The 21,083-nt window shown below is 64.5% G+C and carries 16 protein-coding genes; 2 read left to right on the top strand and 14 right to left on the bottom strand.

Annotated elements, in window-relative coordinates:
* Window positions 1–3 precede the first annotated feature (3 nt).
* Window positions 4–2,361 carry a glycoside hydrolase family 65 protein gene (locus H7993_RS01285; protein ID WP_185793173.1) on the bottom strand — a complete coding sequence of 786 codons (2,358 nt, stop codon included), beginning with the start codon at window positions 2,359–2,361 and terminating at the stop codon, window positions 4–6.
* 148 nt (window positions 2,362–2,509) lie between these two features.
* On the bottom strand, window positions 2,510–3,529 hold the full coding sequence (gene uvsE / locus H7993_RS01280; protein ID WP_185793172.1) for a UV DNA damage repair endonuclease UvsE: 1,020 nt from the start codon (window positions 3,527–3,529) through the stop codon (window positions 2,510–2,512).
* A gap of 255 nt (window positions 3,530–3,784) precedes the next feature.
* Between uvsE and lldD the strand changes: the two genes are divergently transcribed.
* Window positions 3,785–4,918, top strand: coding sequence for an FMN-dependent L-lactate dehydrogenase LldD (gene lldD, locus H7993_RS01275; RefSeq protein ID WP_122477655.1), 1,134 nt, complete (start codon window positions 3,785–3,787; stop codon window positions 4,916–4,918).
* 10 nt (window positions 4,919–4,928) lie between these two features.
* Here lldD and H7993_RS01270 read toward each other — a convergent pair whose 3' ends face one another.
* The 4 genes from H7993_RS01270 to H7993_RS01255 all read right to left on the bottom strand — a co-directional run bounded on the left by H7993_RS01270 (window position 4,929) and on the right by H7993_RS01255 (window position 7,735).
* A complete protein-coding gene (locus H7993_RS01270; RefSeq protein WP_185793171.1) occupies window positions 4,929–5,387 on the bottom strand; it encodes a YfcE family phosphodiesterase in 459 nt (152 codons plus the stop codon).
* A gap of 326 nt (window positions 5,388–5,713) precedes the next feature.
* Window positions 5,714–6,115 (bottom strand): ExbD/TolR family protein, encoded by a 402-nt coding sequence (locus H7993_RS01265; RefSeq protein WP_122477651.1) that lies wholly within the window; start codon window positions 6,113–6,115, stop codon window positions 5,714–5,716.
* A gap of 1 nt (window position 6,116) precedes the next feature.
* The gene (locus H7993_RS01260) at window positions 6,117–6,842 is read right to left on the bottom strand and encodes a MotA/TolQ/ExbB proton channel family protein (protein WP_122477649.1); all 726 of its coding nucleotides are present in this window, start codon (window positions 6,840–6,842) and stop codon (window positions 6,117–6,119) included.
* Between the two features lie 80 nt (window positions 6,843–6,922).
* Window positions 6,923–7,735: an energy transducer TonB gene (locus H7993_RS01255; RefSeq protein WP_185793170.1), complete on the bottom strand. Its 813-nt coding sequence runs from the start codon at window positions 7,733–7,735 to the stop codon at window positions 6,923–6,925.
* 474 nt (window positions 7,736–8,209) lie between these two features.
* Here H7993_RS01255 and H7993_RS01250 point away from each other — a divergent pair, with 474 nt between their 5' ends.
* Window positions 8,210–9,310, top strand: coding sequence for a sigma-54 interaction domain-containing protein (locus tag H7993_RS01250; RefSeq protein ID WP_185793169.1), 1,101 nt, complete (start codon window positions 8,210–8,212; stop codon window positions 9,308–9,310).
* 157 nt (window positions 9,311–9,467) lie between these two features.
* On the opposite strand, the gene H7993_RS01245 is transcribed toward H7993_RS01250, so the two are convergent.
* From H7993_RS01245 to H7993_RS01210, 8 genes are all read right to left on the bottom strand, one after another.
* Window positions 9,468–10,688: an acyl-CoA dehydrogenase family protein gene (locus H7993_RS01245; RefSeq protein WP_185793168.1), complete on the bottom strand. Its 1,221-nt coding sequence runs from the start codon at window positions 10,686–10,688 to the stop codon at window positions 9,468–9,470.
* Between the two features lie 46 nt (window positions 10,689–10,734).
* A complete protein-coding gene (locus tag H7993_RS01240; RefSeq protein WP_185793167.1) occupies window positions 10,735–12,447 on the bottom strand; it encodes a dipeptide ABC transporter ATP-binding protein in 1,713 nt (570 codons plus the stop codon).
* Complete coding sequence (locus H7993_RS01235) at window positions 12,444–13,307, bottom strand: ABC transporter permease (RefSeq protein ID WP_185793166.1); 864 nt, start codon at window positions 13,305–13,307, stop codon at window positions 12,444–12,446. The genes H7993_RS01240 and H7993_RS01235 overlap by 4 nt, the downstream gene beginning before the upstream one ends.
* On the bottom strand, window positions 13,304–14,296 hold the full coding sequence (locus H7993_RS01230) for an ABC transporter permease (RefSeq protein WP_185793165.1): 993 nt from the start codon (window positions 14,294–14,296) through the stop codon (window positions 13,304–13,306). The genes H7993_RS01235 and H7993_RS01230 overlap by 4 nt, the downstream gene beginning before the upstream one ends.
* Window positions 14,293–15,960: an ABC transporter substrate-binding protein gene (locus H7993_RS01225; protein WP_185793164.1), complete on the bottom strand. Its 1,668-nt coding sequence runs from the start codon at window positions 15,958–15,960 to the stop codon at window positions 14,293–14,295. The genes H7993_RS01230 and H7993_RS01225 overlap by 4 nt, the downstream gene beginning before the upstream one ends.
* Window positions 15,961–16,434: 474 nt before the next feature.
* Window positions 16,435–18,258, bottom strand: a complete 1,824-nt coding sequence (locus H7993_RS01220; RefSeq protein WP_244646809.1) for an ABC transporter ATP-binding protein — start codon at window positions 18,256–18,258, stop codon at window positions 16,435–16,437.
* A 261-nt stretch (window positions 18,259–18,519) separates the two neighbouring features.
* Window positions 18,520–20,178: a dipeptide ABC transporter ATP-binding protein gene (locus H7993_RS01215; protein ID WP_185793163.1), complete on the bottom strand. Its 1,659-nt coding sequence runs from the start codon at window positions 20,176–20,178 to the stop codon at window positions 18,520–18,522.
* Window positions 20,175–21,065: an ABC transporter permease gene (locus H7993_RS01210; protein WP_185793162.1), complete on the bottom strand. Its 891-nt coding sequence runs from the start codon at window positions 21,063–21,065 to the stop codon at window positions 20,175–20,177. The genes H7993_RS01215 and H7993_RS01210 overlap by 4 nt, the downstream gene beginning before the upstream one ends.
* Window positions 21,066–21,083 lie beyond the last annotated feature (18 nt).

Below are 21,083 nucleotides of genomic sequence, written 5' to 3'. Positions count from 1 at the left end.
AACTCAGCCGCTGACGTTGACCGACGAGCCGGGTTCGAGCTGTTCCGTGCCCAGCGCGTGGATCAAGGTGATTGCTCGGGTGGACAACGCACGCAAGTGCACGGTGATCACTTCATCGATACGCGTCACATCCACCCACTGCCCATGAAACTGCACTGCCAGGCTGACGTCGCCCAGACCAGGCGGTGGCGCCGGGAACACCCGCAGCCCTTCCACGGCCGGACACACACCCAGGTAATGTCGCTGCATGACGTCCAGGGCGCCGGACATGGCTGCCAGGTGGACCCCTTCGCGCACGCCGCTGTCGGGCTTGGCGTCCAGATCGGTGCGCAGGCAGTGCTGGTAGTACATCCACGAGGCATCACTGTCGGTATGAGCCAGCGCACCGGCGCAGACGGTTTTCGACAGGCTGGATTCGTGGAAGACGTGGCCCAGGTGATAGTCCATGGTGCGCCGTGCGATGTCGTCGTCGAACGGGTAGCGCAAGCGAGCGAACAGGGCGTGCAACTGCTCATTGGACAATAGGTAGAACAGCATGAGGGTGTCGGCCTGCTTGCTGACCTGATAGTGGTCGCAATGATCACCGCGGGCTTCGAGCATCCAGTCCAGGCGTGGGTTGTCCTCGCTTTTCCACTCATCCGGGGCGGGCTGCAATCGTTCGAAGCCCTCGAATTGGTCGAGCACACCGTCGGCAGTGAATGGCAAGAACATGTTGCGGCTGACATGTTCCCAGTGCGATGCCTCGTCGGGACGCAGTGCCAGGCGTTCGACGAGGTCTTCGCGCAGCGCCGTCGGCAATCGCTGCAGCACGTCCAGTGCACGGCACAGCGTCCACACTGCCATCAGGTTGGTGTAGGCGTTGTTGTCCAGGCCCGGTTGCTCGGCATGGGGATAGGCGTTGTGGTATTCGTCGGGGCCGATCACGCCTTCGATGACGTAGCGCTGCCGGGATTCATCGAAGCGCGCCACGCTGGCCCAGTAGCGCGCGACCTCGATGATCAGGTCGCCGATCTTTCCGGCCAGTTGCTGTTCGTCACCGGTGGCCAGGTACAGCGTCCAGGCGTCGTAGGCCACGGCCGAGCCGATGTGACGCTGCAGGTGCGTCGGGTCGGGCACCCAATGGCCGGAAAGGGGGTAATACTGGAACGGCGGGGTCTGTTCCTCGCCATCGTGGGCGCTGCGCCACGGAAACATTGCGCCGGAACAGCCCAGCCGAGCGGCTCGGCGCCGTGCTGCCGGCAGACGCGCATGGCGATAGTCGAGCAACGAGCTGGCCAGCTGCGGACGGTGGGTGGCGAACAACGGAAAGGCGAACAGCTCGTCCCAGAACACCTGGCCGAAGTAGCCCTCCTGCCAGCCGCGCGCCGGAAAACCCAGGTCATGGCTCATGCTCAGTGGAGAAACCGTCTGTTGGATATGCCAGCCGGCGAACTGCAGGGGGTGGTCGACAGCCGGATCGGCAACGCGGATGCGCCCGTATTCCCACGTGTCCTGCCACGCCTGCTCATGGGCAGCCAGCAATTGCGCATGGCTGGCGTCGGGCAGTGCCGCCATGCTGCTAGACAGTCCGTGAAACTCGTCGTCGACTTGAACGATGACACGCTTTTCCAGTACCAGCGGGCCATGCTCGGGCCACTCGACATCAGCTTCCTGCACCAGACGGTCGTCCGCCACTTGCCCCTGCCATTGGCACGGGGCGCAGGTCTGCACGGCCACGGCGACCTTGCGCGACGAGTCATCGAGGGTCGCCACGACCCCTGCCCGACCATCCGCCAGGTGTTCCCAGCGATGGCTGTGCAAACGACGCCCCTCGTAGTCGCGGTCACGTTCGATCAGATAATTGCCGCGGCTGTTGTCCAGCGTCGTACGCACGCGCAGGCCGGTCAGCGGTTTCTGGGCATGCAGCTCCCAGCGCAGCACCGCCAGTTGTGCATTGGCGAGGCTGACGAAACGGGTCTCGACGAGTTCCACCGGAACATCGTCCAGCAGCAACGACAGCCGACGGGTCAGAACACCGCGCTGCATGTCGACATGCTGGTGATAGGACTGCAGGGTGTCCGGCCCAAGCTCTAACCACGGCTGGTGATTGAGCGACAGCGTCAAGCCGAAGGGGTCTGGCAGGTTGACCAACGCCGCGGTATGGGTGGTGGTGCCGTTGACCTGGCGTGCGGCATCGTCGTACCAGCCCGCCCGGTACAGGCCGGGGTAATGCCCTTCGGGCCGTGGCACGGCGCAGGCCTCGGGCGAACAGGCGCGCCATGAGATCACGCCGTTGGCCAGGGTGAACAGCGCTTCGCGGCGCTGTTCGTCGTCGAGGTCGAAATGGTCGAAGACCAGGGAATGGGTCGGGCGATCCTTCATGGGCGTTGCCCACGAGCGTGCAACGGGGCGAGAGCGGTAACCGGCGTGAGCGTCATGCAAGGATTCCTCGAGTGTGCAGGCGTCGATAGTCCTCAATGCAGACCCATGCGCAGGCTCTAGGTTCGGCCTCTTGGGGGGTGCGCAGTGGTTACATCATGTAACGCCGATGGAACTCCAGGGTGGCCTGATTCTTGTGCTTGGCCTCGAACATGATGTCGAAGCGCTCGAGAAACTGCAGCGCGTAGAGGTTGGTCCAGTGGTTCCACATAAGCTCGCTGTGGCCATACAGGTCGCGCTTGGACACCACTTGCAGCAGCGCTGGCATCTCCAGCTTCTGCTCGGCGCTGAAGCCTAGTTCCTGCAGGCGCTCCTGGGGCTGCGAGTAATGCATCACCGGGCGCACGCCGCGCCAGCTGTCGATGATGCGGTCCACGCGGGAATCGTTCGGGTCGATGTAGTCGTTCTCGTTGATCCAGCAGTGGTGGATATCCAGCACCACGGGGGCCAGGTCGGCGAGCTGCAGGCAGTCGTCGACGCCGTAGGTTTTCTCTTCGTTCTCGAAGGTGATGCAGTGGCGCGCCACGCTGGACAAGCGCGGCCAGATCGCGCGGATGCCTTCGGCGCCAAGGCGACCGGCGATGTGCACGTTGCACTTGAAGTCCTGGAACTGCACACCGTAGCCCATCATGCGGATCATGTCGGCGTGGTACTCGAATTCCGCCAGGCTGTTTTCCACCACCGGTGGCTTGTCCGAGCCCAGCACGCAGAACTGGCCGGGATGGAAAGACAGGCGGATGCCTGAATCGCGTGCCAACTGGCCCATGGCCGCGAAGTGTTCGGCCAGCCACGCCTGGCGCTCGGGCTGCTGGTAGAACGCCGCCACCTGCGGGTGGCTGTAGAACGGCAGCAGGTCGCTGCTCAGGCGCAGCATGCGCATGGCTTCGGGCAGTTGCGCCACATAGTCGAGCAGTTGCAGTTGCGCCTGCAGATTGTGGCGGACGACCTCTTGCAGCTTTTCGTGAGCCACTTGCGTGGCAACGCTGTTCATCCAGCGCAAGGTGGTGGTCCGAGGGTTGTAGGCGCCCTCGATGAGCTTCAGTTCGGCGAGGGTCAGGGCGCGGATCGCGTGTCGGTATTGGCAGGCGAAGCCGATGCGCGGAATGGTCATTGGGATAGGAGCCTGGCATTCAATGGGTAGCCGATAGACAACGACGCGCGCCGTTCCTTCCCCGCAACCGTGCACGCGACTGCACAAATTGACAGACGCCCTGCGCCACTCTTAATCTGTAGCTAACACATTGTAAATTGGTATTACCAATTCAGCTTGCTCCCGGCAGATCTCCAACAACAATCAGGGAATCCGACCCATGCCAACGAACAGTCCTGCCTGCGCCGTTCTTCACGTCCGGGAGATGGCGCGCCCATGATCATTTCTGCCTCTACCGATTACCGTGCCGCGGCGCAACGCCGCCTGCCGCCGTTTCTGTTCCACTACATCGACGGTGGCGCCTACGCCGAGCACACCTTGCGACGCAATGTCAGTGACCTGGCGGACATCGCCCTGCGTCAGCGGGTGCTGCGCAACATGTCCGAGCTGAGCCTGGAAACCCAGCTGTTCGGCGAGACGCTGGCCATGCCGGTGGCGCTCGCTCCAATCGGCCTGTGCGGCATGTTTGCCCGTCGTGGCGAGGTGCAGGCAGCCAAGGCGGCGGATGCCAAGGGCATTCCGTTCACCCTGTCGACGGTATCGGTCTGCCCCATCGAAGAGGTCGCACCGGCCATTACCCGGCCGATGTGGTTTCAGCTGTACGTGCTCAAGGACCGCGGCTTCATGAAGAACGCCCTGGAGCGCGCCCGCGCCGCCGGGGTGAAGACGCTGATCTTCACCGTGGACATGCCGGTGCCCGGCGCTCGCTACCGCGATGCGCATTCGGGCATGAGCGGCGCCAACGGGCCGATGCGGCGCATGTGGCAGGCCGTCACGCACCCGGCGTGGGCCTGGGACGTTGGCCTGCACGGTCGTCCGCACGATCTGGGCAATATTTCCACCTACCGCGGCAATCCCACCGGGCTTGCCGACTACATCGGTTGGCTGGGGAGCAACTTCGATCCGTCGATTTCCTGGAAGGATCTGGAGTGGATTCGTGAGTTCTGGGACGGGCCGATGATCATCAAGGGCATTCTGGATCCCGAGGACGCCCGCGACGCCGTGAGCTTCGGTGCCGACGGTATCGTGGTGTCCAACCATGGCGGGCGTCAGCTCGACGGCGTGTTGTCCAGCGCACGGGCCTTGCCGGCGATTGCCGATGCGGTGAAGGGCGATCTGGCAATCCTGGCCGATTCGGGGATTCGCAGCGGGCTGGACGTGGTACGGATGATCGCGCTGGGGGCCGACACGGTGCTGCTGGGTCGGGCATTCATCTACGCCCTGGCGGTGGCCGGGGGCGCGGGTGTAAGCAATCTGCTGGGGTTGATCGAGAAGGAGATGCGGGTGGCCATGGTGCTGACCGGGGCCAAGTCGATCAGCGAGATCGGTTCGGATTCGCTGGTGCGTTGAGCGATAGGCATCACGGCAGCAGGTGGACCAGTTGCGGGTGCACCGCGTCGGGCTGTACGTCGAGCACCACCAGCGTGACGGGCAGCTTGAAGCGGCGACGGCCGGCACTGCCGGGGTTGATGTACAGGCACTCGCCGCGCCACTGGATCAGCGGTTTGTGCGAATGACCGGTGATGACCAGGCGTGTATCTTCGCGCAGCGCCGCGGGTACATCGGCGATGTCGTGTACCAACAAGGTGGGCCAGCCTTCGAGCTCGAAATGCAGTACCTCGGCGAGCGAGTCGGCCCAGGCCATGCCGACGTCGTTGTTGCCCGACACCACTTGCACCGGGGCAATCGCGGAGAGTTGCTGGACGATGTCGCCCTTGCCGATGTCGCCGGCATGAACGATGCGCTCGCAGCCCTGCAGTGCCGCTACCGCTTCGGGCCGCAACAGGCCGTGCGTGTCGGAAATGATGCCTACTTTCACTGTCGATATCCTGGGTGAGCCGTGTGGATCTGGACTGTGAACGACCTGGACAGGTTCCCCCAAGATCATCCATCGACCGCAAAACCTACCGCAATCCTGCCACTACTGAGCGGTGAACCCTTCGCGGCCGGTGACCGCTCCTACGGGGGATCCGACACTTCCGTAGGAGCGGCCAGTGGCCGCGAACAGACGCTGCGGCGTGTCAGGTATCCTGCGTTCAGCCCTTCGCGGCCGGTGACCGCTCCTACGGGGGACCCAATACCTCTGTAGGAGCGGTCAGTGACCGCGAACAGGCGCTGCGATGTGTCAGGTACAGGGCGATAACGCTACTTGGCTGTGATCACCGCCAATTTGGTGATGCCCGCCTTTTCGATGGAGGCCATGGCCCGGGCCACTTCGCCGTAGTTGACGCCGTCATCGGCCTGCAGCTGTACCCGCACATCAGGGTCCTTCTGCCGGGCGTTCTGCAGGTTGACCTGAAGCAGGTCCGGCTGGATTTCGTCCTTGTTGATGAACAGTTTCCCCTGCCCGTCGATGCTGACCACCAGCGGATCCTTCTGCTCGGCAGGCGCCACCGCTTCGGTCTTGGGCAGGTTGATCGGGATCGAATTGGTCAGCAACGGTGCGGTGACGATGAACACCACCAACAGCACCAGCATCACATCCACCAGCGGCGTCACGTTGATCTCGCTGAGCACTTCGTCCGTGTCCTGAGTCGAAAAGGCCATGTCAGGATGCCTCCTTCACTTTGTGGCCGGAAGCCGCAGCACCACTGCGAGCCAACGCCGGATGTTGCAGTACGCGGAAGGAGTGCTTCTGCGCCAGGCTGTAGAAGTCATGGGCGAAGTCATCGAGGTCTGCCGCGGTCAGCTTCAGGCGCCGCAGGAAATAGTTGTAGACCAGCACCGCCGGCACCGCGACGGCAATCCCCACGCCGGTCGCCACCAAGGCTGCGCCAATGGGACCTGCCACGGTTTCCAGACTGGCCGAACCGGCTGCGCTGATGCCCTTGAGCGCCGACATGATCCCCCACACCGTGCCGAACAAGCCGATGAAAGGCGAGGTACTGCCGATGCTGGCGAGTACCGCAAGGCCAGTCTCCAGCGAGCGCCGCTCACGCACGATTTGCTGACGCAGGGCACGCTCCAGCCGATCCTGATGATTGATGGCCTGGCTCAGATCGGTGTGCGCCTGCTCGTTGACCTGAATGGCGGCATAGCCCGACTGTGCGACACGGGCCGCTGCACCGGGTTGTTCCTGCGCCAGGTGGGCGGCCGAATCGAGGCTGGAAGCGGCCCAGAACTGCTTGTGAAACTTGCGATCCTGGCCCTTGAGCCGGGCGAACTGCAGCCCTTTGAGCAAGGCCAGGCCCCAGGTGGCAACGGAGAACAGGATGAGCAGCCAGATGACCGAGTGCTCGACGGAAGTGAATGGCGATTCTGTCAGAAGATTCATGGTGAGGCTCTCTGTGGCAAGGCAATAAGTAATGCGACGCGCCTTTGGTCAGGTAGCCCGCTTGGTGCAAGAAACGTTGTTCAGCGCAGTTTGAAATCGATTGGCACACTGACCCAGCCGTCGACTGGGTCGGAGCCCCGTTTGGCCGGGACGAAGCTCCAGCGTTTCACCGCTGCCAGCGCAGCGTCGTCCAACTGGGTGCGACCACTGCTGGTCTGTACCTGAACCTCGCTGGGCTTGCCGCTGGCCAGCACGTGAACGCGCAATAGCACGGTCCCTTCCCAGTTGCGACGCATGGCCAGGGCCGGATACTCGGGCGCCGGATTGTGCAGGTAGCCGGCATTGGCCGAGGCCGGTGTCACCGGTTGCGGCGCAGGGGGTGCAGGCGGCGTGGGCGGCGTCGGTGCGGCCACGGGTTGCGGCGGCGCAGGCGGTTGCACGACCGGTTTGGGCGCAGGCTTTGGCACCGGCTTCTTGACCACGGGCTGGGGTTTGGGCTTGGGCGGCGGCGGTGGTGCTGGCTTGGCCGCCAGTTCATCCTCGACAGGCGGTGGCGGCTCGACAACCGGTGCGACCGGGTCGGGCGGCGGCGTCAGCGTCTCCACCACCGGCAGTGGCGCTGGCTGCGAAAACTCGATCGTCATGGGTGGAATTTCCGGCGGCACTGTAGGCAGCGCCGGTGTCGGGGTCTGACCGATCCAATAGATCACCGCCCCATGCAGCACCAGCGCGAACACCCCCAGCAGCACTCCCTCGCGACGACCAAGGATACGCTTCGGCGCACGTTGCAGACGCAGCTCGCCCAAGGGCTCGCGGAACACCCGGCCCAGGTCGAGCACATCGCCGGGTACCGGATGCCACCGCACCTCCAGGGCGGCCTTGAGGTTATTCATCAGTTACTCCTGTTGACGGGTGATCGTGAAGAGACAAGTCCAATCGGCCTCTTCGGCGGGCGAATGATGGTCAAACTCGACGGGTTCGAAAAGTAATTGTTTGTTATCCCAAACTGCCTATCTGGCATAAGGGAAAGTTTGTGATTTAGCGCGTGCAATTCACTGTTGACTGCAGAACAGCTGAACAACTTAGCTGTTGCGCAGGCAACAACGGGTTGATTCGAGAAATATTCATTTCTCCAGCAGAATTAACCAGTTGCGCTCTACCGACAACGACCTTGCAAGCCGAGCAGGTGCATCGACGGACTGTCACGTTTTTTACGTCACGACATAAGCTAATGCTCATAAGGTATTTAACGATCGTTTTTTATATCCTTTAGTATCCCCTTCAGTGTCGCAGTGGCTGCCCAGGCAGCGCAGATGTGGCTTTAGATCGACTCATTCTTTTTTACTCTGCACTTTGAAGGCGTCGCCATGCAGCTTTTGACACTCCCCCCATCGCCCGCCCTCGCCACCTCCATTCGCGCCACTGCCCAGGTGTTCGAAGACCCGAAGTCCAGGGCCTTGCTGGCGCATCTCGAGCAAGTCGCGCCCAGCGAGGCGAGCGTGCTGATCATCGGTGAAACCGGCACCGGCAAAGAGTTGGTCGCGCGCCATATCCACAACCTCAGTGGGCGGCGTAACAAGCCGTTCGTGGCCGTCAACTGCGGAGCGTTTTCCGAGTCGCTGGTGGAAGCCGAGCTGTTCGGTCACGAAAAAGGCGCTTTCACCGGCGCGCTGACAGCCAAAGCCGGATGGTTCGAGGAGGCCAACGGCGGGACTCTGTTTCTCGATGAAATCGGCGACCTGCCGATGCCCATCCAGGTCAAATTGCTGCGCGTACTGCAAGAGCGCGAAGTGGTACGCCTGGGTTCGCGCAAGAGCATCCCCATTGATGTTCGGGTATTGGCGGCGACCAATGTGCTGCTGGAAAAAGCCATCAATGCCGGCAACTTTCGCGAGGATCTTTATTACCGGCTGGACGTGGTCAACCTGGAGCTGGTGCCACTGCGCGAAAGGCCTGGCGATATCATCGCGTTGACCCGGCACTTCCTCGATGTGTACTGCAAGCGTCTGGGCTACAAACAGGCGACGCTGTCACCCGAAGCAGAGCACAAGCTGCTGCACTACAGCTGGCCGGGCAACATTCGCGAACTCGAGAACGTCATTCACCATACCTTGTTGATCTGCCGCAACGGCGTGATCGAGCGCGATGATCTGCGCTTGTCGAACATGCGCATCGAACGCGCCGATGACAGCCCGGCAGTGGACGATTCGGTGGAGGCTTCACTGGATCGGCTGTTCCAGCGGCTGTTCGACGAGCAGGTCGGCGATCTCCACGAGAAAGTCGAAGAGGCCCTGCTGCGCTCGGCCTATCGTTTCAGCCATTGCAACCAGGTGCACACCGCCAACCTGCTCGGCCTGAGCCGCAACGTGACCCGCACCAGGCTGATCAAGATGGGCGAACTGGCGGTGAACAAAAGGCGTGCTGTTTCCGATCAGCCCGATGCTCGGGTGTTCAGGCTGTCAATCTGAACCAGCCACTCGCGGCCGCTGACCGTTCCTGCATACAGAGAAAACCGTAGGAGCGGTCATCGGCCGCGAAAAGGACGTTGCGGTGTAGCAGGCACTGCGCGGTGAAGCCTTCGCGGCCGCTGACCGCTCCTACGGTGGATGTCGGGTCGACTGTCTTTCAGAACAATCCCGAGGTTGGCGGTGGCGTGCCCTTGAGCTGCCAGGTGCCCACTGCTGCGGCCTTCCAGTCGCGAGGGTTGTGGTTGGCCACCGTGCGGGCATTGCGCCAATGCCGGTCCAGGTTGTGACCACGCCCTGTGGTGGAGGCACCGCCCACATCGAATACCCGTTCCGCCGCCTTGAGCGCGCATTCGGCCGCGATGTATTGCGCCTGCGCGACCTCGATCGCCGCCTCATCCACCGCCGCCGGGTCGAGCTCGGCCCCCCAGGCGCGATCAATCGCTTCGGCAGCCTTGAGCACCAACGCCTCGGCCGTATAGGCGCGCCCTGAAATCTCGCCCACGCTCAACGCAACATACGGATCATCCACCGATTGAGCGGCACTGCTGTGCTTGATCGGACGCGCATGATTGCGCGCAAACGCCACTGCATCGTTCAGCGCATTGCGCGCGATCCCGGCCTGCACCGAGGCCAGGAACAACTGCAGGAACGGCGTCACCAGCGTACGCTTGCCCTCTTCCACCGTGCGTGCGCGTACTTCATGGGCATACACCTGCACGTTGTCCAGGCGCGTCGTGCCACTGGCGGTCAAGCGTTGGCCCATGGCATCGAAGTCATCCAGCAGCACCAACCCTTCGCGGTCACGGGGCAGCATGAATGACACTGGCTGGTCGTGCTCGTCCAACGCCACCGCGCTGATCCAGTCGGCGTACAGCGACCCGGTGCTGTAGAACTTGCTGCCGTTGGCGCGGTAGTGGTCGCCTTCGCGCACGATGCGCGTACTGATCGCGCCGTTGACACCGCCTACTTCCCATCCGGCATTGCCCAGCACTGCCCCTTGCAGGTAACGGGCGAACCAGAGCTGACGTTCCTGCTCGGCGCCTTCGGCTCGGGACACCAGCAGCCCTTCGATGAAAGCGAAACCTGGCCGCAGCGCTTGAGCCACATTGGAATCTGCCGAAGCGATGCGCACCAGCAGGCCGATGACGTCCTTGACCGAGCCGCCAGGGCCGCCGTAACGAGCGGGAATACGCAGGGTATAGAGCAACGCCTGGGCAATCTGCGCGACGGCCTCGTAAGGCAGTTGACGATCACGTTCGCGCGCCGCGGCGCCGGCAGCGATGTCCGGCAGCAGTTGCTCCGCGCGTGCCAGCAACTGTGCCACGCTCAGCGGCGCTTCGGGTGCAGTGGAAGGGGTGACTTTCGCAGCTTGAGTCATGAACGGTTCCTGTCTTGAAATGGGTGTAAGGAGCAGCGCGACGCCTTCAGATGGCGATCTTCCACAAGCGGGATTCATCGAACAGCAGCACGGCGTTTTCCGGCTCCAGTGGGGGCACCTGCAACGGCACGCCGGCACTGGGCAGCCGTGGCACCGCACCCAGCAAGCGTTGCGTATACGGGTGCTGGGGCGACTCGAACAACTGCTCGACCGGCGCGTGCTCGACCACCTGGCCATGGCGCATCACCAGCACCTCGTCGCTGACATGGCGGATGACGCCCAGATCATGGGAAATGAACAGGTAGGCCAGGCCCAGCTCGGCTTGCAGATCAGCGAGCAGATCCAGCACCTGGGCCTGGACCGAGACATCCAGTGCCGATACCGGCTCGTCGCAGACGATGACCTTGGGGTTGCTGGCAATGGCCCGGGCAATCGCCACCCGCTGGCGCTGGCCACCGGACAACTGCAGGGGCCGACGCGCGGCCAGCTCGGCAGGCAGGCGCACCTGTTGCAGCAGGCGGCGGATGTGCGGCGCTTGTTCGGCGGTGACGACGCCGGCCACGTCCAGCGCATCGGCAAGAATCTGCCCAACGTTCCAGCGCGGGTCGAACGAACTGAGCGGGTCCTGATAGATCACGCTGATGTCACGCCGCAGCGCTCGGCGCTGGCTTTCGGCGACCCGTGCGTCGGCGCTGCCGTTCCACGGCTGATCGAGGAAACGCACCTGGCCATCGTCTGTCTCGAGCAGCCCCAGGGCCATGCGCGCCACGGTGGTCTTGCCCGAACCGGATTCGCCGACAATGCCCAGGGTCTGGCCGGCACGCAGTTCGAAATCGACGCCGTCGACCACCTGGCGTACCTGTTGATCAGGCCCTGCGTAGCGCTTGCCCAGGCCACGGGCGTGTAACAGCACCGGCTGATCGAGGCACGGCGTGCGGGCGATCGTGGCGGTACGCTCACCTGGGCTGAGCCGAGTGCCACGCGCATGCTCGGCCGGCACCGCATCGAGCAGGCTGCGCGCGTAGGGATGGCGCGGCGCGGTCAGCACCTGATGCATGCTGCCCTGCTCCACCACTTCACCGTGCTGCAGCACCAGTACCTCGTCGGCCAATTGCGCCACCACCGCCAGATCGTGACTGATGATCAGCAACGAACTGCCTTGGGCTTTGATCTCCTGCAGTACCCCGAGAATCTGCGCCTGGACGGTAGCGTCCAGTGCGGTGGTCGGCTCGTCGGCGATCACCAGCCCAGGATCCAGGGCCAGGGCGCTGGCGATCAACGCACGCTGGCGCAGGCCGCCGGACAACTCGCCAGAGCGCTGGCGGGCACGCAGGGCCGGTTCCGGTACGCCGACCCGTTCCAGCAGTTGCAGCACCCGCCCGGCACGGGAGGCACGGTCGCCCCAACCATGGGTGTGCAGCACTTCGAGAATTTCCTTGCCGACCGGCCGCAGCGGGTCGAGCGAAACCAAGGCATCCTGCAGAACGAAGCCGATGTCCTTGCCGCGCACCCGACGCCACTGGCGGTCGCTCAAGGCCAGCAGGTCGAGATCGCCGTATTGCAGGCGCCGTGCCCGCACCTGCGCGCCCTCCCCGGCCAGGCCGATCAGGCTGCGCGCAGTGACGCTCTTGCCCGATCCGGATTCGCCGACCAAGGCCAGGGTCTTGCCCGGCGGCAAGGTGAACGACAGGTTACGCACCACACTCTGCCCGGCGAACTCGACGCTCAGGCCTTCGACGATCAGCGTCTTGTGGCTCATGTCAGGCGACCCTCCAGGCGTTGTTGCAGATAGCGACCGGCAACGGTGGTCGACAAGGTGGTGAGAACGATGAAAAGACCGGGGAAAAACGTCAGCCACCAGGCGTTGGCAATGAAGTCGCGGCCCATGGACAGCATGGTGCCCCACTCCGGCGTCGGCGGCCGCGCGCCCAGACCGAGGAAGCTCAACGCCGAGGCCCAGACGATGGCCTGACCGACGCCCATGGTCAGGGTCACGATCAGTGGGCGCATGGCGTTGGGCAGCAGCTGTCGCCGGATGATGCGGCGGGTCGGGTGGCCCAGGGCGCGCGCCGCTTCGATGTAGCCGGCGTTGCGCACCGCCAGCACCTGGCCACGGACCATCCGCGCATACCCGGGCGCCGCGCCCAGGCCAGTGGCGATGATCAGCGGGCCGATACCGCTGCCGAAGATGGCCACGAACAGCAACGCCAGCACCAGGCTGGGAAAGGCGAACAGTACTTCCAGCAACCAGCCCACGCCGCGGTCGGTGCGCAGCCCGCCCAGGCCGCCCAGCAGACCGAGGACAATGGCGATGCTCATCGCCAGGGCCGTCGCGGCCAGGCCAACGAACAGCGACAGGCGCGCGCCGTGGATCACCCGTGAATAGATGTCGCGACCGGATTGGTCGGTACCGAACCAATGCGCCCACCCAGGTGGATGAAAGGCGTCGCGCGGGACGATGGCCAGCGGGTCGCCGTGAGCGAACAGCTGCGGTACCAGCGCGGCCACGATCACCAGCGCCAGGAAGGCGATGGACAGGCTTGCACCGAGGTGAATCCGACGCGGTCGACGTTGGCTGCGCAGCGGCAGCGCCGGGCTTTCGAGGGTCAGATCGCTCATGCCAGGGTCTCCTTCTGCCGTGGGTCGATCCACTGGTACACCAGGTCGACGAGAATGTTGGCCAGCACGTAACCGGCGGCTACCACCAGGCTGATGCCGATGGTCAACGGCAAGTCTTGAAGCTGCACCGCCTGATACAACTGACGGCCCAGCCCCCTGCGCGAGAAGATCACTTCGATCACCACGGCACCGCTGATCAGCGCGCCGATCGCCCAGCCCGACAGTGACACCCCCGGCAAGACGGCATGGCGCAGCGCGTGCTTGAAGCGCACTGCCGCGTCGCTCAGGCCACGGGTGCGCGCGGTCAGCACGAAGGGTTGCTCCAGGGTCAGCTCGAGGGATTCGCGGGTGACCTGGCCGATGAACCCGGCCAGCGGTACCGCCAGTGCGATCGTCGGCAGCACCAGGGTCCGCCAGCCGTCGCTGCCTGCCGGTGGGAACAGGCGCAGGCCGAAGGCGAACACCGCCAGCAGCACGATGCCCAGCCAGAAATGCGGAAGGGCCGCGCACAGGGTTTCAGCCAGGGACGCCAGGCGCCCGACCCAGCTGCGGCGACCTGCGCTGAACACGGTCAGGGCCAGCACCAGCAGCCACGCCAGCAGCAGCGCGCTGAGCGTCAGTTCCAGCGTCGCCCCAGCCTGCTCGGCGAGTACTCGTGTGACCGGCATGTGCTGGGAGTAGGAAACGCCCAGGTCGCCTTGCACCAGGCGCAGCAGATACAGCCCGTACTGGACCGCCAGGGGCCGGTCCAGGCCGTACTCGCGGGTGACCTCGGCGATGGTTTCCGAGGTCGGGTTGCCGCTGGGTCCACCCAGAATGGCTTGCACCGGATCGCCCGGCATCAGCCGCAGGGCGAAGAAGGTCAGCGTCGCGACCGCCCATAACACCAGCAGTCCACCGCCCAGGCGCACGGCCGCGCGGCGGCCCAGGCGAAGCAAACGCTGGCGGCGCGGGTCCGGCGGCGCGACGGTTACGCGGGTCGTGGTCATTTGTTCACCCAGGCGTCATAGAGGTAGGTCACGGCCAGCGAGGGTTCCAGACGAACCCCCTGGGTCGTCTTGTAGATGCCCAGCCGAGTGCTTTGCGGGTAGGTGGTCAGTTGCAGGTAGTGGCTGGAGGCAACGGCTTGCGCCTGGCGGTACAACGCCTGGCGTTGGCTGGCGTCCTGAGTGGCCAGTGCCTGTTGCACCAGCTCGTCGAACTGCAGATCGCTGAAGCCTGCGGTGTTCTGGTGATAGCCGCCGACACCCGCAGGCTGGATGAACGCGCTGCTGAAGATGATCCGCAGCACGTCGGCGGTGTTGGTATTCCAGTAGCCGACGCGGATGTCGTAATCCCAATCGGCCTGGCGCTTGGTCGCCTGCACATCGCTCATCTGCTCCATGATCAGTTCGATGCCGGCCTGCCGCGTGGTGGCCTGAACCTGCTCCCACAAGGTGAATTCCGATGGCGGCGTGCGGTTGCCGAGGATCACCCTCACCTGCAGGCGCTTGCCGTCCTTGAGGCGATAGCCGTCCTCGTCGCGACCGGTCCAGCCGGCTTCGTCGAGCAGTTGTGCCGCACGTGCCGGATGGTAATCCTGGGCGTGTTCGAAGTCGGGGCTGTAGAAGCGCGTGGCGTTGCTCAGCGGACCACCGGCGCGGGGAAACTCGCCGAAGTAGACGCTTTTCAAGGCACCTTCGATGTCAGCGCTGCGCACGAAGGCCTCGCGCACCTTGATATCGTTGAACGGCGCACGGCGGATGTTCAGGGTGCCGTTGGTGGGGTTGCCGGGGCGCTGGGCAATGATCAGTTGCAGGTCCGGGTTGCGCCGCGCCGCTTCGTGGGATTCGGGTGGCAGCGCTTCGATCACGTCCACTTCACCGGCCTGCAGCGACGCGAAACGCACGGACGGCTCCTGGATGAACTTCCAGACGATGCGCTCCAGATACGCGGGCCCCTGGTGCCGGGCCGTGGGCGGCGCCGAGTTGTACTGCGGGTTGCGTTCAAGCACGACCTGGCTTTGACGGTCCCAGCGCACCACCTTGAAGGGGCCGGTGCCTACCGGGCTTTCGCAGTTCACATCACGCGAGCGCAGTAGCGCTTCGGGGGATTCGATGCCGAGAAAACCTTGCGCCAGCACTTCCAGGAATGCCGCGTAGGGTGTGGCCAGGTGCACTTGGGCGGTGTAGCTGTCGAGGACATCGGTGCGCTGGTATTGACGGATGTAGCCGCCCGCGGTGCTCGACTGGGTCTTGGGGTTGGCCATGTGGTCGAGGTTGGCCTTCACCGCCGCGGCGTTGAACGGCGTGCCGTCGGTGAAGCGCACGTCGTCGCGCAGGTGGAAGGTGTAGGTCAGGCCGTCGGGAGAGATCTCCCAGCTTTTCGCCAGCCATGGCCCGATATGACCTTCGGCATCCATCGACACCAGTGAATCGAGGACTTGCTGGGCGAGAAACACTTGCGGCATGTCGCCGGCTACATGCGGGTCCAGGCAGGTCGGCTCGCGGTCGGTGGCATAGATCAACGTGCCGCCGCTGACGGGGGTGTCGGTGCGTGCGGCATTGGTGGGATGGTTGTCGCAACCGCCCAGCAGCAAGCTGACGGCCAACAGGCTGGCCCACGCGATGCCTGCGGGGGGTGTTGCGGGGGAACGCGAATGAATGTCTGGCATGGGTCGGGTTGCGCCTTGTGTCGATGCTGAAGCTCACAAGGGGTGATTGCACAAGCCATGCCGACTGCTCCGCCCCGTTGTTGCGGGGCTTTCCAGCGCTGGGTGAATGAAGTGACGAGGCATTTTGTTGAATGGGTGTTGCCTGGCAGACAGTTGCTGCGCCGGAGCCTAGTCTGTGTTGCAGATCCGGGATTCATCGGTGAATCGAAAACCCTCTTCGCGGGCAGAGACCCGCTCCCACAGGGGTTCCGCGTCATTGATCTGGTATAGCTGTGAGACAAGGAAATCGCTACCTGATGTTTAACTACCGAAGATGTCTTCGCGGGCAGAGCCCGCCCCCACATAGGGGGGAACTTCTGTGGGAGCGGGCTCTGCCCGCGAAGACGCCTGGCCTGCCCAGCGCTTACGTCGGCACTAGCGCGCTTGCACGTGACAAAGCCACGTCAGCACGCGTGATCCCGCGCTGTTACCAGGCTAAGCCGATGCGACTTCTTCGTCGTACGCGTTCTGTGCCTGGCGGCTCCATAGGCGGAAGTATTGGCCCTGCTTTGCCAGCAGGTCATCGTGGGAGCCGTCTTCGATGATACGGCCGTCCTCGAACACCAGGATGCGGTCCAGGTGGGCGACGGTCGAGAGCCGGTGGGCCACGACGATCACGGTCTTGTCCTGCATGATTTCGTCGAGTTTCGCCTGAATGAAACGTTCGGTGATCGAGTCCAGCGCCGAGGTCGCCTCGTCCATCACCAGGATCGGTGCGTTCTTGAGCAGCACGCGGGCGATGGCGATCCGTTGGCGCTGGCCGCCGGAAAGCTTCACACCGCGTTCGCCGACCAGCGAATCCGCGCCCTGGTCCATGCCGTCGATGAACGCGCTGGCGCCGGCGCGGTGGATGGCTTGTGCCAGTTCCTGCGGGCTGGCATCCAGACGACCGTAGTTGATGTTTTCGGCGATGCTGCGGTGAAACAGGCCCGGCTCCTGAGGAATCAGGCCGATCTGCTGATGCAGCGAATGCTGGGTTACGCTGCGCACATCCTGGCCGTCGATCAACACCTGGCCCTGATTGACGTCGTACAGGCGCAACAGCAGATTGAGCAGCGACGACTTGCCCGAACCGGACGTGCCGACCAAACCCACCCGCTGTCCCGCCGGGATCGACAACTGCAGGTGTTCGAACACCGGTTTCTGCGGTGAATAGCCGAAGCTCACATCGCGGAACTCGATGGCGCCGCGCACGGCGGCGAGCGGCTGCGCATCGGGCTCGTCGACCACCTCATGGGGGCGGATCAAGGTGCGCACGCCATTGGCGATGTTGCCGGTGGCCTCGAAGAAGTCCAGGAAGCGCCGCGACAGGTTGGCCACGTCGGTGATGATCAACAGCGACAGGCTGGTAGCCATCACGAAGGTCGCGATGTCGATGCTGCCCAGGCGCCACAGGTACAGGGCGATCAGCAGCATGCCGACCTTCAGCGACAACCCGCAGATCGACTGGAACCAGCGAATCTTCTCCATGTAGCCAAACGAACGGCCTGCGGCTTTCAGCTCGCGGTCCAGGTAATCGCCCAGGTAGCGATGCTCGAACGAGTGCCGGGCGAACAGGCGGATGTTGGTCAGGTTGGACACCGCATCCACCACCTTGCCGTTGCTGGTGCTGCGCGCCGCCGAGTATTGCTGGGACAACGGATGGCTGCGCTTGGCCAGGAAATAGCACACGGCAATGAACGCCACCGACCAGCCGAACATGAACAGCGCCAGCCAGACCGAGGCCGTAGCCAGCACCGCCACGGCGAGCGTCAGGGTGACCAGCAACGGAATCAGGTCGAACAGCAACAGCGCCAGCGCCTGGCCTACGCCCATGGAGACTTCGGAGATCTTGTGCGCCAGGGCGCCGGCGAATTCGCTGCTGACGAAGCGATGGGAGTGACGCTGCAGGTAAGCATAAACCGCATGGGTCACGGTGCGTCGCTGCAGCGGCAGCACCCGGATGTGCGCACCGGTGGCGCCACGGGTGCACAGCATTTCCAGCAGCAACAGGCCGACGAACAGCAGCAGAGGTTGGCTCAATGTCTGCCAGTCGAGGGTCGCCGCGCTGGCGTTGCTCACCACCCGGGTGATCTGCCCCAGCACCCACGGCACCAGCACCGTGCAGGTGACCGCCACGACCTGCAAAAGGAGAATCGCCAGGTACCAGCCGCGGAAATGGCCGACGAAGAAGCGGGCAAAGGCAAAGGGCGTGTCCGGCAGCGACTGGATGTTCCAGCTGCGCAGGGCGTGTTGACGATCCTTGTACGAGGGTTTCAAACGATAGTCTCCAAGTGTCAGCGGCGCGAGCCGCGTTTGGGGTTTTGCGTTTCTACTGGTGCACCGCGTATGCCGCCGACGCGGCTTGCGCCGCTGCTACAGAGGAACGCGCAAATCGTGTAGCAGCGGCGCGAGCCGCGTCCGGTGTGGCGAGCGAATCGTGTAGCAGCGGCGCGAGCCGCGTCCGGTGTTGCGAGCGGATCGTGTAGCAGCGGCGCCAGCCGCGTCCGGTGTGGCGAGCGGACCGTGTAGGGGCTCGGCTCAGATCGCCAGGGGCAGATAGGTGAGCGCGCGCAAGGCGCCGGTCTGCAAGGTCGGTACGGCGCTGAGCAGGGCTTGGGTGTAAGGGTGTTGCGGCCGGTCGAGGACCTGGCGCACTGCGCCCGCCTCCACCACTTCGCCGTCCTTCATCACCAGCACGTGGTCGCTGACGTGGTTGATCACCCCCAGATCATGGGAAATGAACAGGCACGCCAGCCCCAGCCGGTGTTTGAGATCGTCGAGCAATTGCAGAATCTGCGCCTGCACCGACACGTCCAGCGCCGACACCGGCTCGTCGCACACCAGAATCTGTGGCTCGGCCGCCAGCGCGCGGGCGATCGCAACGCGTTGACGCTGCCCGCCGGACAATTCGATGGGCCGCCGATCGAGCACCGCAGCATCCATTTTCACCAGCGCCAGCAAACGCTCGGCCCGAGCGTCCCAGGTCGCCCGTGGATGCCCCGCCACTTGCAGCGCTTCGAACAAGACCCGTTGCACTGTATAGCGCGGATCGAACGAGCCGAGCGGATCCTGGAACACCACCTGAATGCTGTGCCGGACCCGAGCTTGCTGGGCGTTGTCCAGATCGGACCAGCGCTGGCCGTCGATCCACACGTCGCCGCTGTCGGGACGCTCCAGCCCCAGAATCATTCGCGTCAGGGTGGTCTTGCCCGAACCGGACTCGCCGACGATACCCAGCGTACGGCCGCGCTCCAGGCGCAGGGAAACATCCGCCACCACCGTGCGCACACGCCCGTCCGGGCCTTGGAAAGACTTGCTCAGGTGCTCGGCTCGCAGCAGGACTTCACCGGCTGCAGGCGTCGCAGCGGCCGCGGCCGAGTCGCCGTAGGCGCGGCGGAAATGCACCGCGGTACCGGCTGCCAACAGGCTCTGGGTATAGAGATGGCGAGGGTCGCGCAGAATCTGATCGACACTGCCCTGCTCCACGATCACCCCGCGGTACATCACTGCTATGCGCGTGGCCAGGCGCGCGACTACCGCCAGGTCATGGCTGACGATGAGCATGGCGGTGTCCTCGCCGCGCAGCGATTCGAGCAGGCTCATGACCTGCGCCTGAACGGTCGCGTCCAGCGCCGTGGTGGGTTCGTCGGCGATCAGCAAGCGGGGGTTGCAGGCGATGGCCGAGGCAATCAACGCGCGCTGGCGCAGCCCTCCCGACAACTGGCCCGGATGCTGGCGTGCGCGCAGTTCGGGCTCGGGAACGCCGACCGAACGCAACAGCTCGATGACTCGCAACTCGCGCTGCCGGCGCTTCATTTCGGTGTGCAGGCGCAACGGCTCGGCGATTTCCTGACCGACTCGCCGCAGCGGGTCCAGCGCCCCCAACGCATCCTGCATGACGAAACCCAACTGGGCGCCGCGCAACTGCAGCCAGTCCTTTTCGCGAAACGTGCGCAGATCATGCCCGGCGAACGACAAGCGCCGGGCCTGCACTTCGGAATGCGCGCCGGTGAGTCCGGCCAGCGTACGCGAAGTGACGCTCTTGCCCGAGCCGGACTCGCCCACCAGCGCCAGGCACTCACCGGCGGCCAGCTGAAAGCTGATGCCGCGGATCACCGGTTGCGCGTGGGCGCTGAACGCCACGTGCAGGTCTTGCACGTCGAGCAGCGGCTGCGGCGGATTGACGATGGCATTCATAAGCGTTTCCCTTCGCTGCGACGCAGCAGTTCACGGCCAATGGCAGTGATGGAGATGACGGTGAAGGTGATCGCCAGCGCCGGCCAGGCCACCAGCCACCATGCGTTGGCGAGGAAGTTGCGGCCGATGGCGAGCATGGTGCCCCACTCCGGCGCGGGCGGCGGCGCGCCGAAACCCAGGAAGCTCAACGCCGCGCCGGCCGTGATGTTGCCGCCAATACCGATGGTGGCCAGGATCAGAATCGGCTTGATCGCATTGGGCAGCACGTGTCGCCAGATCACCGCCGCGCGACCCAGGCCCAGCGTCGTCGCCGCTTCCACGTAGCCAGCACCGCGCACCACCTGGGTTTGCGCACGCACCAGGCGGGCGTAGCGCGGCACGCTGGCGATCCCGACGGCAATGATCAGGTTCAACGTGCCCTGGCCAAAAAAGGTGATGATCACCAAGGCCAGCAACAGATCCGGAAACGCCAGCAGCACGTCCACCGCACGCATCACTGCGGCGTCGAGCCAGCGCGGCCCCAGGCCTGCAACCAGGCCAAGCAAGGTGCCCAGCGCCAAACCCATGGCCGTGGCCGCCAAGCCCAGCAGCAGCGACGGACGCACTCCATGGATCAGGCGGCTGAGCACGTCGCGGCCGTTTTCGTCGGTGCCCAACCAGTGCACGGCGTCGGGCGCTCGGTACGCATGGCGTGCCACAGCGTCGAGTGGATCGACCGTGGTCAGCAGGCCTGGGGCGATGGCTGCCACGATCAGCAGCAGAACGAACGCGCCGGCCAGCACCAGTCCCGGCCGCAGCCGGGTGCGCGCACGAGGGCGATCGATGCCTGCGTCCAGCGTGCCTGCGGGTACCGGACCCAGCACCGTGAGTGATGAGCTGATTGCCATGGCGATTCTCCGTAGGGC

Origin of the sequence: Pseudomonas baltica (assembly GCF_014235765.1) — a bacterium.
GTDB lineage: Bacteria > Pseudomonadota > Gammaproteobacteria > Pseudomonadales > Pseudomonadaceae > Aquipseudomonas > Aquipseudomonas baltica.
The sequence above is the reverse complement of the archived record's forward strand: the minus strand, read 5'-3'. Positions and strand labels throughout refer to the sequence as shown.

Bases quoted from the DNA above. Each gene is read 5' to 3' on its own strand.
- H7993_RS01210 (WP_185793162.1), bottom strand. From the start codon at position 21,065: ATGGCAATCAGCTCATCACTCACGGTGCTGGGTCCGGTACCCGCAGGC.
- H7993_RS01235 (WP_185793166.1), bottom strand. From the start codon at position 13,307: ATGAGCGATCTGACCCTCGAAAGCCCGGCGCTGCCGCTGCGCAGCCAA.
- uvsE (WP_185793172.1), bottom strand. From the start codon at position 3,529: ATGACCATTCCGCGCATCGGCTTCGCCTGCCAATACCGACACGCGATC.
- H7993_RS01260 (WP_122477649.1), bottom strand. From the start codon at position 6,842: ATGAATCTTCTGACAGAATCGCCATTCACTTCCGTCGAGCACTCGGTC.
- H7993_RS01240 (WP_185793167.1), bottom strand. From the start codon at position 12,447: ATGAGCCACAAGACGCTGATCGTCGAAGGCCTGAGCGTCGAGTTCGCC.
- lldD (WP_122477655.1), top strand. From the start codon at position 3,785: ATGATCATTTCTGCCTCTACCGATTACCGTGCCGCGGCGCAACGCCGC.
- H7993_RS01225 (WP_185793164.1), bottom strand. From the start codon at position 15,960: ATGCCAGACATTCATTCGCGTTCCCCCGCAACACCCCCCGCAGGCATC.
- H7993_RS01265 (WP_122477651.1), bottom strand. From the start codon at position 6,115: ATGGCCTTTTCGACTCAGGACACGGACGAAGTGCTCAGCGAGATCAAC.
- H7993_RS01255 (WP_185793170.1), bottom strand. From the start codon at position 7,735: ATGAATAACCTCAAGGCCGCCCTGGAGGTGCGGTGGCATCCGGTACCC.
- H7993_RS01250 (WP_185793169.1), top strand. From the start codon at position 8,210: ATGCAGCTTTTGACACTCCCCCCATCGCCCGCCCTCGCCACCTCCATT.
- H7993_RS01230 (WP_185793165.1), bottom strand. From the start codon at position 14,296: ATGACCACGACCCGCGTAACCGTCGCGCCGCCGGACCCGCGCCGCCAG.
- H7993_RS01285 (WP_185793173.1), bottom strand. From the start codon at position 2,361: ATGAAGGATCGCCCGACCCATTCCCTGGTCTTCGACCATTTCGACCTC.
- H7993_RS01245 (WP_185793168.1), bottom strand. From the start codon at position 10,688: ATGACTCAAGCTGCGAAAGTCACCCCTTCCACTGCACCCGAAGCGCCG.
- H7993_RS01215 (WP_185793163.1), bottom strand. From the start codon at position 20,178: ATGAATGCCATCGTCAATCCGCCGCAGCCGCTGCTCGACGTGCAAGAC.